The following is a 15,144-nucleotide window of genomic DNA, read 5'->3' on the forward strand; positions in this document are numbered from 1 at the left end:
ATATTATACTATTATTTTAAATTAATTTTTTATTAAAAAATTTTTATTTTAAAAAAATTATTTTATATAGTTATTTTTTATTAAAAAATTAAAAGTTTAATTTAAATATATTTTTTAAAATAATTTAAATATTTTTTTTTAAAAAAAAATAATTTTTTTATTTTTAAAAAAATATTTTTAAAAAAATAAATTTTATATGTTTAAATAAATATTTAAATTTTTTATATATTTTTTAATATATAAAATAATTTTAAATTTAAAATTCTATTATAAGCATATATAAATAGAGACAATTTATCAGTGATTAAAAAACAACATTTAGGTTTTAATTTTTATAATAAAAAATATTTTAGTCAAGTTTTTTTAAAAGATAAAAATATTATTAAAAAAATAATATTTTTTTTAAATCCTAAAAAAAATGATTTATTATTTGAAATTGGTCCTGGTTTGGGAGCATTAACAATTCCTTTGTTTGATTTTATTGATCATTTAACTGTAATAGATATTGATAATGATGTTTTAAATTTTTTTAAAAATAAAAAAATATTTTCAAAAATAAATTTTTATTTAATGGATGTTTTAAATTTTAATTTTTTAAAATTTTATTTTAAAAATAATAAAAAAAAAATACGAATTTTTGGAAATTTACCATATAATATTTCAACTGAATTTTTAATTCATATTATAAAATATAATTTTATTTTTAAAGATGCTCATTTTATGTTTCAAAAAGAAGTATCAAATAGAATTTTAGCAACTCATAATACAAAATTTTATGGAAGATTAAGTATTTTAATTCAATATTTTTTTAAAATTAAAAAATTATTTGATATATCTAAAAATTCTTTTTTTCCTATCCCAAAAGTTTCTTCAACTTTTTTAAGATTTTCTCCTCATAAATTATTTCCTGAATTATTATTTGATATTAATATATTAAGTAAAATTACAAAAATTGCATTTTCAAAACGACGAAAAATATTAAAAAATAGTTTACAAAAATTATTTACAGAAAAAGATTTAATTTTTTTAAATATTGATTCTTCTTTGAGACCTGAAAATTTATCTATAAAAAAATATTATATTTTAACAGATTATTTTATTAAAAAAAAAATTAATTATTGAAAACATAAAAATTTTTTATAAAAAATTTTATAAAAAAATTTTATTTTTTTTTAAATTGGAAATTATTTATGAGTACTTATTTTATTGGTGATTTACATGGATGTTATGATCAATTTAGATATCTTTTAGAGAAAGTTAATTTTAATTCTTTTAAAGATGAGTTATGGATTACAGGAGATTTAGTTGGTAGAGGTCCTAGTTCTTATGATGTTTTAAAATATGTTTTATCTTTAAATAATGTCAAATTAGTTTTAGGTAATCATGATTTAAATTTAATTTTATTATATTATGGTATTCAAAAAAAATCTATAGAAAAAGAAATTTCAGAGTTATTAAATAATAATAATTTAGAATTTATAATAACAAAATTAAAAAAAATTCCATTAGTTCAATATGATAAAAAAAGAAAATTAATTATGTCTCATGCTGGAATTTTTCCAAAATGGGATTTAAATGAAATTATAAAATTTTCTACTTTATCTGAAAAAATTTTATCAGGAAAAAATTTTTTAAAGTATTTAAGTTATATGAATGGAGATTTTCCAAATTTTTATTTTTATAAATTAAATAAATATAATATTTTTAGATTTTCAATAAATTCTTTTACTCGTATGAGATATTGTTATATTAATGGAGAATTAGATTTTAGTTATAAAGATAAACCACCGCATTTTAATAAAAATATTTTTCCTTGGTTTAATATCAATAATAAATTAGATAAAAATTATTCTATATTTTTTGGTCATTGGGCATCTTTAGGTAATACAACAACACCAGAAAATATATTTCCTTTAGATTCTGGTTGTTGTTGGAACAGATATTTAACTATTTTAAGATGGGAAGATAAAAAAATTTTTAAAAAAAAATGTAATTTAAATATTTAGTTTGATATTAAATAATTTTTAATATAATAAATATATTTTATTTTTTTTTAAAAAATTATTTTTATAAATTATTTTTTATTTTTTAATTTTTTATGAAGTGTTTGTAAACATATAATGTTTTTAAATGGATTACTTTTAAATGAATTAATAGAAGCTATAGCTCCATTTATTGTAGTATTATAATAAATTTTATGTTGAATTGCTTTTTTTCTAATAAATTTAGTTTTTTTTATTTCATTTTTTGAATAAGCTGTACTAATTATATAAGAATATCTTTTATTTTTTATTTCTTGACACATTTTTTTTTTATTATTATATATTTTTTGTATATTATTTGTTTTTATTTTTTTTTTTTTTAAAAAATTATATGTTTCATAAATTGTATCTATTTTAAAATTATTTTTTTTTAATTTTTTTACTAATTTAACAATTGTTTTTTTATTTTCTTCTTTGATTAAGAGTAATGTTCTTTTTTTATTGTTAATTATATTTTTTGAAGCTAACATAGCTTTACTAAAAGCTTCTGAAAAACTTTTTCCTATACCCATTACTTCACCAGTTGATTTCATTTCTGGGCTAAGAAGAGGATCTGAATTAGAAAATTTATTAAATGGAAAAATAGATTCTTTTACAGAATAATATTTATAATTAATATTTTCTTTTAAAAATTTTTGTTTTTTTAAATTAATTCCAATCATTACTTGAGTAGCAACTTTAGCTAATTGAATACCTGTTGCTTTTGAAATAAAAGGAATTGTTCTTGCTGCTCTTGGATTTACTTCTATAATATATAATTTATTTTTTTTTATTGCAAATTGTATATTTATTAATCCTTTAATTTTTAATTTTAATGATATTTGTTTTACTTGTTTTTTGATTAAAGATAGTATTTCTTTTTTTAAAGTATATGGTGGTAACGAACAAGATGAATCTCCAGAATGAATTCCAGCTTGTTCAATATGCTCCATTATTCCACCAATAAGTATATTTTTTCCATCAAATACTGCATCAACATCTATTTCTATAGAATTATTAAGATAATGATCTATAAATATTGAATTATTATTTTTTTTTATATTTTTTTTAAAATATTTTCTTAAATTTTTTAAATTATATATAATTTCCATAGATTTTCCTCCTAAAACATATGAAGGTCTAATCATTATTGGATATTTTATTTTTTTTATTTTGTGTTCTGCTTCTATTAAATTTTTTACTGTTGCATTTTTTGGTTGTTTTAAATTTAATTGTTTAATTATTTTTTGAAATTTTTTTCTATCTTCAGCTTGATCAATATATTTTGCATTGGTTCCAATAATTTTAATTCCTTCATGATCTAATTTTTTTGCTAATTTTAATGGAGTTTGACCTCCAAATTGAATAATTATTCCTTTTGGTTTTTCAATTCTTATAATTTCTAATATATTTTCTAAAACAATTGGTTCAAAATATAATCTATCTGAAATATCATAATCAGTAGATACTGTTTCTGGATTACAATTAATAATAATAGTTTCAAAATTATTTTTTCTTAATTCTTGAGCTGAATGAACACAACAATAATCAAATTCTACTCCTTGTCCTATTCTATTTGGTCCACTTCCTAAAATAATTATTTTATTTTTATTTTTAGTAGGTTTTGATTCACATTCATCTTCCCATGTAGAATACATATAAGAAATAGATGTTTTAAATTCTGCGGAACAAGAATCAATTCTTTTAAATACAGGATGTATTTTATTTTTATATCTTAATTTTCTGACATATTTTTCTTTTTTTTTAATTAAATTTGATATTCTTTTATCTGAAAATCCTTTTTGTTTTATTTTTTTTAAAAATTTTTTATTTAATATTTTTTTTGGATTTTTTTTTAAATTTTCTTCTATTTTAATTAATTCTTTAATTTGTGAAAGAAACCATATATCAATTTTAGTTAATTTATATACTTCTTGAATAGATATTTTTTGTTTAAATGCATTAGCTATATACCACAATCTATCTGGACCTGGATATTGTAATTCATATTTTATTTTTTTTATATTTTTATTATTTTTTTTTAAATCAAATCCATATGAATTTTTTTCTAAACTTCTAATAGCTTTTTGAAGAGATTCTTGAAATGTTCTTCCAAGAGCCATTACTTCACCAGTTGATTTCATTTGAGTTGTTAATCTATTATTACTTTTTGGAAATTTATCAAAGTCAAATCTAGGAATTTTGGTTACGATATAATCTATAGATGGTTCAAACGAAGCAGGAATATTAATTCCTGAAATTTTATTATTTAATTCATCTAAAGTATATCCTATAGATAATTTTGTTGCTATTTTAGCTATTGGAAAACCTGTTGCTTTAGATGCTAAAGCTGAAGAACGAGACACTCTAGGATTCATTTCAATAACAACTATTTTCCCATTTTTAGGATTAATAGCAAATTGAACATTTGATCCTCCTGTTTTAATTCCTATTTCTTTTAAAATTTTTATAGAATAATTTCTTAATTTCTGATATTCTTTATCACTTAATGTTTGTGCTGGAGAAACTGTAATTGAATCTCCAGTATGAATTCCCATTGGATCTATATTTTCTATTGAACAAATAATAATGCAATTATTTTTTTTATCTCTTACAACTTCCATTTCATATTCTTTCCAACCAATTATTGATTCGTCAATTAATAATTCTTGAGTAGGGGATAAATTTAATCCTTTTTGACAAATTTTTTTAAATTCTTTTATGTTATAAGCAATTCCACCTCCTGTCCCGCCCATTGTAAAAGATGGTCTAATAATACATGGAAAACCAATTTTTTCTGATATTAAATATGCTTCTTTTAAAGATTTTGCTATTCCTGATTTTGGCATACTTAAATTAATTTTTTTCATTGATTTTCTAAATAAACTTCTATTTTCTGCTTTTTTTATTGATTTTACATTAGCACCAATCATTTTTACATTAAATTTTGATAAAATATTTTTATCATTTAATTTTAATGCGCAATTTAATGCGGTTTGTCCACCCATTGTTGGAAGTAATGCATCTGGTTTTTCTTTTTTTATTATTTTTTTAACAATTTTCCAATGAATTGGTTCAATATAAGTTTTATCAGCTATTTGAGGATCTGTCATGATTGTAGCTGGATTAGAGTTTATTAAAATTACTTTATATCCTTCTTCTTTTAGAGATTTACATGCTTGTGCTCCAGAATAATCAAATTCACATGCTTGACCTATAATTATTGGACCCGCTCCTAAAACTAATATAGATTGAATTTTTTTTGTTTTTGGCATATTTTCTCTTCTCATTTTAAATTTTTTTATTTGTTTTTGTTCATTAATTTTATAAAATAATTAAATAAAAATGATGCATCATGAGGTCCTGGGCTTGATTCAGGATGTCCTTGAAAACTAAATATAGGTTTATTTTTAATTTTTATTCCTTGTATTGTTTTATCAAAAAGAGATAAATAAGTAATTTTTATATTTTTTGGTAAAGTTTTTTTATCTATAATAAAATTATGATTTTGAGATGTAATAATTATTTTTTTTGTTTTAATATCTTGAACTGGATGATTTGCTCCATGATGACCAAATTTCATTTTTATAATTTTAGCGTTATTTGCTAAAGCTAATATTTGATGACCTAAACAAATTCCAAACATAGGTATGTTATAAGGGATAAGTTTTTTTATAGATTGTATTGCAGATATGAAATTTCTAGGATCTCCCGGCCCATTAGAAAGAAAAATTCCATCTGGAGATAATTTTAATACTTTTTTATATTTAAAATTTTTTGAAATTACAGTAATTTTACATTTTTTTTTTATTAAAATATTAATTATATTTTTTTTAATTCCAAAATCGTAAACAACGATATTTTTTTTAAATTTTATATTTTTTTTTTTAAAATTATTATATATATTTATTTTTTTTTTATTTAATATATTGTTTTTTATATTTAATATTATTTTTTTTTTTGGAAATTTTAATTTTTTATATTTTAAAACTTCTTTGTAATTTTTAAATTTTGGTATTTTTTTTAAACATATAATACATCCTTTTTGAGAACCAGATTTTCTAATTTTTTTTGTTAATTTTCTTGTATCAATGTTTGTAATAGTTATTATTTTTTTTTTTTTTAGATATTTTAAAAGTGTAGTTTGACTTCTATAATGACTTGATATTGGAGATATATTTTTAATTATTATTCCTTTTGCATGTATAAATGATGATTCTTCATCATTTGAATTTATTCCGACATTTCCTATATGTGGATATGTAAAAGTAATAATTTGATTTTTATAAGATGGATCAGTTAAAATTTCATGATATCCAGTCATAGATGTATTAAAAACAACTTCACCATCACTTATTCCATTTATTCCAATAGATTCTCCATAAAATTTACTTCCATCTTCTAAAATTAAAATAGCTGTATTTTTCAAAATATCTCCAAATTCTATTGATTTATTTTAAAAATATTTATTTATTTTATAAGAAATTGATGTATGAATAACATTATATTTTGAATAAAAAATTTTTTATATTATTTATAATATATTTATTATAAATATAATTTTTTTAAATAAAAAATTAATTTTTTAACACATCTTCCATAGTAAATAATCCATTTTTTTTATAATATATCCAAATAGCAGATTTTAATGCTCCTTTAGAAAAGGTTTTTCTATGAAAAGCTTGATGCTTAATTTGAATTTTTTCTTCTTCGTTTATAAAAATAACTGAATGATCTCCAATTATTTCTCCTGCTCGAATACTATTAAATCCGATTTCATTTTTTCTTTTTTTATAATTTTTTTTATTTCTATTAAAAACAAAAATATCTTTAAAATTTGTTTTCATAGTTTTTGAAATTCTTTTTCCTAAAGTTAATGCTGTTCCAGAAGGAGAATCTAATTTATTTCTATGATGTGATTCTAATATTTCTATATCTGAATCAAATCCAATATTTTTTGTTGTTATCTTAAGAAGCTTTAAAATTAAATTAATTCCAATGCTAAAATTTGTTGAATGTAATATACTTATTTTTTTAGATTTTTTTTTTATTTCTAAATAATTTTTTTCTTTTAATCCTGTTGTTCCGATAATAATTTTTTTATTATTATTATAACAAAAATTTAAATTTTTCATTGTATTTTTTGGATTAGTAAAATCAATTAATATATCAAAATTTTTATTATTTTTTATATTATCTTCGATTTTTATTTTCTTTTTTTTTAAATTTATTAATTTATTTATTATTTTTTTATATTTTTTTTTTTTTTTTTTTATTATTAATAAAGTTAATTTAATATTTTTATATTTTTTTGATTCTTTTATTAAACTTTTTCCCATTTTTCCTAATGCTCCAGAAATGGCAATTTTTATTCTTTTTTTCATTTTTTTTATTCCATAAATTTTAAATATTATAATATTAATTTTTTATATATTTTAAAAAATTTAATCTTATAAAAAATTATTTTTTTTAAAAAAAAATATTACACCTAATATTATGCTTATGTCTGAAAGATTAAATATTGGAAAATGAACATTTTTATAATGAAAATCAATAAAATCTATTACAAATTTATATTTTATTCTATCTATAAAATTTCCAATAGCTCCACTAAATAAAAATATAAATGTATAAATATTTATTTTATTCGTTTTAAAAAAATAGTATATTTTATAAATTATGATACAAGTAAAAATAATATATATTTTATATAAATAATTATTTTGAAATATATTTTTTTTAGAAAATATTTCAAACATTAAACCATGATTTTGAACATAAAAAATATTAAAATTAGATAAAATTATTTTTTTTTGATTAATTTTAAAATTTTTTAAAATTAATATTTTTGAAAAATAATCTATATAAATTATTAAAATAATTAATAATAAAATATATATTTTTTTATTAAATAAGAATTTTTTCATTTATGCAAAAATTCTATTTTTTTCTTTTCCTGAAATATTTAAAAAACATCTATAACAAATATCTAAAAATTTTTTGTTTTTATTATTTTTTTTAAAAAAATGCCAACATCTTATACATTTTTTTCCTTTATTTAATTTTAATTTTATTTTTACAAAATTTATTTTAGAATTAGTTTTTAAATTTTTATCAGAAGATGAAAAATTTTTTAATGAACATTTTGAAGTTAAAAATATATATTTTAATTCTTTTTTAAGAATATTTAATTTTTTTAAAATATTTTTTTTTAAAAATAATACAATTGAAAGTTCTAAAGAATTTTTTATTATTTTTTTTTCTTTTTTTTTTTCTATAAGTTTATTAATTTCATTTTTAATTTGAAATATTATTTTCCATGTTTCGTTTTTAATATGTTTTTTTGTAGAATAAAAAAAAATTTTTTTAAACCATTGTTGTGTAAATAAATTATTTTTTTTTTTAAAAGGTATATTTTTCCATATTTCATAAGATGTAAATGGTAAAATAGGGGAAATCCAAATAGTTAAAGTTTGAATAATTAAGAAAATTGCAGTTTGACAACTTCTTCTATTTTTACTATTTTTAAAAGATGTATATAATCTATCTTTTATAATATCTAAATATATTGCACTCATTTTTATAAAACAAAAATTTAATATTAATTTTATAACTTTATGAAATTTATATTTTTTATAATATTTAATAATTTTTTTTTGTATTTTTAAAGTTTCTTGAATTGCCCAAATATCTATTTGTAACATATCTTTTTTCTTTATAAAATTTTTTTTAGGATTAAAATCATATATATTTCCTAAAAAAAAACGAGCTGTATTTCGTATTTTTCTATAAGAATCGATATTTTGTTTTAATATTTTTTCTGATATTGAAATATCTTTAGAATAATTACTTGAAGCCACCCATAAACGTAAAATATCTGCGCCAAATTTTTTTATTACTTCATTTGGGCTAATAGTGTTTCCAATAGATTTGGACATTTTTTTTCCATTTTTATCTATTGTAAAACCATGAGTTATTACTTGTTTATATGGTGCGCATTTTTGTAAAATGGATGATATCATTAAAGATGACATAAACCATCCTCTATGTTGATCTGATCCTTCTATATATAAATTTGAAATTTTTAATTTTTTATTAAAATATTTATATATGGATGATGTATACATACACCCTGATTCAAACCATACATCTAAAATGTCTTTAGATTTTGTATATAATTTAGATTCTTTTTTTAAAAAAATTTTTTTATCAATTTTCCACCATTCTTCTATTCCTTTTTTTTTAATAAGAGAAATAATTTTTTTTAAAAAAATATTTGTTTTTTTATGTAATTTTCCTGTTTTTTTATGTATAAAAAAAGGAATAGGAACACCCCAAGATCTTTGTCTGGAAACACACCAATCTGGTCTATTTTTTACTAATGAAATCATATTATTTTTAGTCCAATTTGGAATCCATGATACTTTTTTTATTTCTTTAATAGTATGTTTTTTAAAGTTATTTTTATTAAGATTAATAAACCATTGTGGGGTAGATCGAAATATTATAGGTGATTTATGTCTCCAACAATGTGGATATGAATGTTTTATTTTTTTATATTTTATTAAAGAATTATTTTTTTTTAAAATAGAAATTATTGTATCATTAATTTTAAATATATTTTTATTATTTATTTTTGAATGTATATTTTTTTTATAATTTCCAAATTCATCAATTAAATTTTTTGGATTAATATTATATTTTTTACAAGCAATATAATCTTCTTGTCCATGAGCAGGTGCTGTATGAACTGCTCCAGTTCCTATATCTAAAACTACATGATTACTTAATATTATTGGAATTTTAATTTTTAAAAAAGAATGAAAAACATATAAATTCTTTAATTTTTTTCCTTTAACTGAATGTATAATCATATATTTTTTTTTACTAAGAATTTTTAATATATCATCTGTTCTTTCTTTAGATATTATAAATAATTTATTTTTAGTTTGTATTAAATTATAAATAAATTTTGGATTAATAGAAATAGCTTGACTTGCTGGTAAAGTCCATGGAGTTGTAGTCCAAATAATAATATATATATTTTTTTTAAAATATTTATTTTTTTTAATATTAAATATTTTAAATATTTTTTTTTTATTACTGAGTTTTAAAGAAAAATATATAGAATCTGATTTTTTTTCTTTATATTCTACTTCTGCTTCTGCTAATGAAGATTGACATTTTATACACCAATATATAGGTTTTAATCCTTGATATAAGTATTTTTTTTTAAGAATTTTTGATAATATTTTAATAATATTAGATTGATTTTTATAATTCATAGTTAATAATGATTTTTTCCAATTAGCTAAAATTCCTAATCTAATAAAATCTTTTTTTTGTATTTTAACTTGTTTTTTTGCATATTTTCTACATTTATCTCTAATTTGATATTTATTAAAATTTTTAAATTTTTTTTTATATTTTTTTTCAATACTATGTTCAATTGGTAGTCCATGACAATCCCAACAAGGAATAAATGGAACTTTATATCCAGATAGATTTTTAAATTTTATAATAATGTCTTTTAATATTTTATTTAAAGCGTGGCCTATATGAATCTTTCCATTAGCATATGGAGGTCCATCATTAATTATAAATTTTTTAGAATTTTTTTTTGAATTTACTATTAATTTATATAAATTTATTTTATTCCATTCTTTTAATATTTCTATTTCTTTTTGAGGTAAATTAGCTTTCATTGAAAATTTTGTTTTAGGTAATTGTAAAGTATTTTTATAACTTTTCATTATAATCCTATTATAAAAAATATAAAATTTTGAAGTATTTTATATATTAAATATTAAAAAAAAATTATTTTTTTATATATAAAAATATATTTTTATATATTAATATTTTGTTATTATAATTAATTAATTATTTTTTTATATTTAAATATAAGGAATTTATTTTGGCAAATATTAAATCATCTAAAAAGAATATAATTACATCTAATAATAAAAAAAAAGAAAATAATAAAAAACGTTCAATTATTAAAACATATATAAAAAAAGTTTTATTTTTTATTTCTTCTAAAAATTTTGAAAAATCTATGTTTTTTTTTAATAAGATGCAATCTATTTTAGATAAATATTCTGTAAAAGGAATAATACATAAAAATAAAGCAGCAAGATTTAAATCAAGTTTATATTCAAAAATTAAAAATATAATTAATTTAAAAAATTCTATATAAAGTATTAAAATTTTTTATATTTTTATTAAAATCAGTATTATTTCTAAATTTTTATTAAAATTTTTAGAAAATTTTACTGATTTTATAAATAATCATTTTGTTAGAGAATCAAAAAATTTTTTTATTCCATCAAAAAATCTTTTAGAACGAGGATTATTTTTTTCTCCTTTATTTCCTTCTAAACTATTTCCTAATTCATATAATAATTTTTTTTGAATTTTATTTAAATTAATTGGTGTTTCTACAACGACAGTACAAAATAAATCTCCAACATAATTTTTTTTAATAGATTTTACTCCTTTGTTTGGTATTCTAAAAGATTTGTTTGATTGTGTCTCAGGAGGAATTTTTAATTTTATTTTTCCATGTAATGTTGGAACTTCAACTATCCCACCTAAAGCAGCCATTGAGAAACTAATTGGTATTTCACAAAATAAATTATTTTTTTCTCTTTTAAATATTGAATGTTTATTAACTTTTATTTTAATATATAAATCACCTGAAGATTCTCCATTTTCTCCAATTTCTCCTTCATTATTTAATCTTATTTTATCATTATTATCTACTCCTGGAGGAATTTTTATTGATAATTTTTTTGATATTTTTATTCTTCCATTTCCATGACATGTACGACATGGATTTTTAATAAATTTTCCTTTTCCTTGACAATATGGACAAGTTTGTTGAACAGTAAAAAATCCTTTTCTCATTTGAATGTTTCCATTACCATTACATGTAGTACAAATTTGAGGTTTAGTTCCAGGTTGTGCTTTACTTCCATTACATGAATGACATGTTTTTAAAGATGGAATGTATATTTCTTTTATTGTTCCTTTTACAGCTTCTTCTAAATTTAATTTTAGATTGTATTGTAAATCAGATCCTCTTTGATTAGTTCTATTATTTCCAAATATATCTCCAAATACATCTCCAAAAATATCTCCAAAATCTGAAGAATGAGTAAAATTTTCATGAAATTCATTATTTGAAGAGTTTTGATCAAATGCAGAATGTCCATATCTATCATATGCTTCTCGTTTTTCTTTATTAATTAAAATTTCATAAGCTTCTTTTATTTGTTTAAATTTTTTTTCTGAAATTTTACTATTTTTATTTCGATCAGGATGATATTTTACTGCTAATCTTTTATAAGCTCTTTTTATTTCTCTATCATTTGCTTGGTTTGAAATATTTAAAATTTTATAATAATCCTTTTTCCCCATTTTTTATATTACCTTGATTTTCTTTATTTTTTAAACGGACTATTTTTTTTAAGTCCGTTTAAATATTAAAATAAATAATTATAGAGATTAATAAGTTTATTTTTTTGGTTCTTTCACTTCTTCAAATTCAGCATCTACAACATTAGATTTATTTTTTGAATTTGATTGATTATTATTTTGTTCTTTTTCTTTAACATTAGATTCTTTTTTTGTTGCTTCAATTAATTTAGAAGATTCTTTTAATAATTCTTGAATTTTTAATTCTATATCTTTTTTATCTTCTTTTTTTAAAGATTCATCTAAGTTTTTTAATGCTAATTCAATAGATTCTTTATCTTGAACACTTAATTTATTTTTACAATCATTTAATTGTTTTTTTGTACTATGAGAAATTTGATCACCTTGATTTCTAATTTGAACTAACTCTTCAAATTTTTTATCTTCTTCTGCATTTTCTTCTGCTTCTAATATCATTTTTTTTATTTCATCTTCTTTTAAACCAGATGATGATTGTATTGTTATTTTTTGTTCTTTTCCTGTTTTTTTATCTTTTGCAGAAACATGTAATATTCCATTTGAATCAATATCAAAAGTTACTTCAATTTGAGCCATTCCTCTTGGAGCAGGTTGTATTCCATCTAAATTAAATTGACCTAATGATTTATTGTCAATAGATTTTTTTCTTTCTCCTTGTAATACATGAATTGTTACTGCAGATTGATTGTCTTCCGCTGTAGAAAATATTTGACTATGTTTTGTAGGAATTGTTGTGTTTTTATTAATTATTGGTGTCATTACTCCACCCATAGTTTCAATACCAAGGGATAAAGGAGTTACATCTAATAATAAAACATCTTTTACATCTCCTGATAAAACTCCACCTTGAACCGCAGCTCCTACAGCAACAGCTTCATCTGGATTTACATCTTTTCTTGGTTTTTTATTAAAAAATTTTGATACTTTATCTTGAACCATTGGCATTCTTGTTTGGCCACCTACTAAAATTATATCATCTATATCTTTAATTGATAATTTTGCATCTTTTAAAGCTATTTCTAAAGGTTTTATCGATCTTTTAATTAAATCTTCTACTAAAGATTCTAATTTTGATCGAGTTACTTTAATATTTAGATGTTTTGGCCCATTTGAATCAGCTGTAATATATGGTAAATTTACATTTGTTTCTTTTGAAGAAGATAATTCAATTTTAGCCTTTTCTGAAGCTTCTTTTAATCTTTGCATAGCTAATGAATCTTTTTTTAAATCGAATCCTTGTTCTTTTTTAAATTCTTCTACTAAATAATTTATTAATCTACTATCAAAATCTTCTCCACCTAAATGTGTATCTCCATTTGTTGATAATACTTCAAAAGTTTTTTCTTTATCAACTTCATCTATTTCTATAATAGAAATATCAAATGTTCCACCACCTAAGTCATATACTGCAATTGTTTTATTTCCTTTATTTTTATCTAATCCATATGCAAGAGCTGCTGCTGTTGGTTCATTAATTATTCTTTTTACTTTTAAACCTGCTATTTTTCCTGCATCTTTTGTAGCTTGTCTTTGTGTGTCATTAAAATAAGCTGGAACTGTAATTACAGCTTCAGAAACTGTTTCACCTAAATAATCTTCTGCTGTTTTTTTCATTTTTTTTAAAATTTCAGCAGATATCTGAGGTGGAGCCATTTTTTTATTTTTTATGTCAATCCACGCATCATTATTTTTTGATTTAACAATTTTATAAGGCATTATTTCAATATCACGTTGAACTTCTTTATCTGTAAATTTTCTTCCTATTAATCTTTTTATTGCAAATAATGTATTATTTGGATTTGTTACAGATTGTCTTTTTGCTGGTTGACCAACTAAAATTTCTCCATTTTCAGTATACGCAATAATAGATGGTGTTGTTCTTTCTCCTTCTGAATTTTCTAAAACTTTAGCTTTGTTTCCATCCATAATAGCAACACACGAATTTGTTGTTCCTAAGTCAATTCCAATAATTTTACCCATATTATTTATTCCTATTTTTAATTAACATATTTTAAATTTAAATCTCTATTAATAATAAAATGTGGGCTTTTTATCATACAACAAGTCTTTTATTAAAAAAATATTATTTTTTTTTTTTTTTTTTAAAATATTAATAATGTTATTATACTTTAAAAAATAATTATTTATATAGAATAAATATATTAATTTCTTATTTTTTTAATTTTTAAATTATTTTTTATACTTTCTTTTAAATTTTGTTAATTTATTATAAAATTATTTTAAGAGGATATTAAAATTTATGTTACATAAAGAAATTATTGAATATAGTGGAGTTTTGTTTTTTATATTTCTAACTTTTTTCTTTTGTATTTTTTCTTTATTTATGAGTTTTATTTTAGGTGGAAGATCAAATTCTTATTCTAAACACATTCCTTTTGAATCTGGAGCACCATCAACTGGTAATATTAATTTAAGATTTGCTATTAAATTTTATTTAATTGCTATTTTTTTTGTAATATTTGATATTGAATCTATGTATTTATATTCATGGTCAGTATGCGTTAGAGAAACTAGTTGGATAGGTTTTATTGAAGTATCTTTTTTTATTTTTATGATATTATTATCTTTATTATATTTATTTCGTATTAAAGCATTAACTTTGATAAATAAAAAATTTACAAATCATTAAATAATTTAAAATTTTTAT

At 19.0% G+C, this 15,144-nt stretch carries 11 protein-coding genes; 4 read left to right on the forward strand and 7 right to left on the reverse strand.

From position 1 onward, the window contains the following. Window positions 1-300 precede the first annotated feature (300 nt). A complete protein-coding gene (rsmA, locus tag RJT80_RS00505) occupies window positions 301-1,122 on the forward strand; it encodes a 16S rRNA (adenine(1518)-N(6)/adenine(1519)-N(6))-dimethyltransferase RsmA (RefSeq protein WP_343187852.1) in 822 nt (273 codons plus the stop codon). A gap of 68 nt (window positions 1,123-1,190) precedes the next feature. Then, window positions 1,191-2,006: a symmetrical bis(5'-nucleosyl)-tetraphosphatase gene (locus RJT80_RS00510; RefSeq protein ID WP_343187853.1), complete on the forward strand. Its 816-nt coding sequence runs from the start codon at window positions 1,191-1,193 to the stop codon at window positions 2,004-2,006. A 68-nt stretch (window positions 2,007-2,074) separates the two neighbouring features. Here the strand turns inward: RJT80_RS00510 and carB are convergent, their stop codons facing one another. The 5 genes from carB to ileS form a co-directional block, all read right to left on the reverse strand. After that, window positions 2,075-5,296 (reverse strand): carbamoyl-phosphate synthase large subunit, encoded by a 3,222-nt coding sequence (gene carB, locus RJT80_RS00515; RefSeq protein ID WP_343187854.1) that lies wholly within the window; start codon window positions 5,294-5,296, stop codon window positions 2,075-2,077. A 26-nt stretch (window positions 5,297-5,322) separates the two neighbouring features. Next, window positions 5,323-6,450 carry a glutamine-hydrolyzing carbamoyl-phosphate synthase small subunit gene (carA, locus tag RJT80_RS00520; protein WP_343187855.1) on the reverse strand — a complete coding sequence of 376 codons (1,128 nt, stop codon included), beginning with the start codon at window positions 6,448-6,450 and terminating at the stop codon, window positions 5,323-5,325. Between the two features lie 148 nt (window positions 6,451-6,598). Continuing rightward, on the reverse strand, window positions 6,599-7,405 hold the full coding sequence (gene dapB / locus RJT80_RS00525; RefSeq protein ID WP_343187856.1) for a 4-hydroxy-tetrahydrodipicolinate reductase: 807 nt from the start codon (window positions 7,403-7,405) through the stop codon (window positions 6,599-6,601). 66 nt (window positions 7,406-7,471) lie between these two features. Further along, window positions 7,472-7,948 (reverse strand): signal peptidase II, encoded by a 477-nt coding sequence (gene lspA / locus RJT80_RS00530; RefSeq protein WP_343187857.1) that lies wholly within the window; start codon window positions 7,946-7,948, stop codon window positions 7,472-7,474. Further along, window positions 7,949-10,774, reverse strand: a complete 2,826-nt coding sequence (ileS, locus tag RJT80_RS00535; protein WP_343187858.1) for an isoleucine--tRNA ligase — start codon at window positions 10,772-10,774, stop codon at window positions 7,949-7,951. 161 nt (window positions 10,775-10,935) lie between these two features. Between ileS and rpsT the strand changes: the two genes are divergently transcribed. Beyond that, entirely contained in the window at window positions 10,936-11,217 is a 282-nt protein-coding gene (gene rpsT, locus RJT80_RS00540) for a 30S ribosomal protein S20 (protein WP_343187859.1), read from the forward strand. Between the two features lie 92 nt (window positions 11,218-11,309). On the opposite strand, the gene dnaJ is transcribed toward rpsT, so the two are convergent. Both dnaJ and dnaK read right to left on the reverse strand, forming a co-directional pair. After that, entirely contained in the window at window positions 11,310-12,440 is a 1,131-nt protein-coding gene (dnaJ, locus tag RJT80_RS00545; RefSeq protein WP_343187860.1) for a molecular chaperone DnaJ, read from the reverse strand. Window positions 12,441-12,536: 96 nt separating this feature from the next. Beyond that, a complete protein-coding gene (gene dnaK, locus RJT80_RS00550) occupies window positions 12,537-14,456 on the reverse strand; it encodes a molecular chaperone DnaK (protein ID WP_343187861.1) in 1,920 nt (639 codons plus the stop codon). A 280-nt stretch (window positions 14,457-14,736) separates the two neighbouring features. Between dnaK and ndhC the strand changes: the two genes are divergently transcribed. After that, window positions 14,737-15,126: an NADH-quinone oxidoreductase subunit A gene (gene ndhC, locus RJT80_RS00555; protein ID WP_343187862.1), complete on the forward strand. Its 390-nt coding sequence runs from the start codon at window positions 14,737-14,739 to the stop codon at window positions 15,124-15,126. Window positions 15,127-15,144 lie beyond the last annotated feature (18 nt).

It is taken from the genome of Buchnera aphidicola (Periphyllus koelreuteriae) (assembly GCF_039360445.1).
GTDB lineage: Bacteria > Pseudomonadota > Gammaproteobacteria > Enterobacterales > Enterobacteriaceae > Buchnera_J > Buchnera_J aphidicola_BM.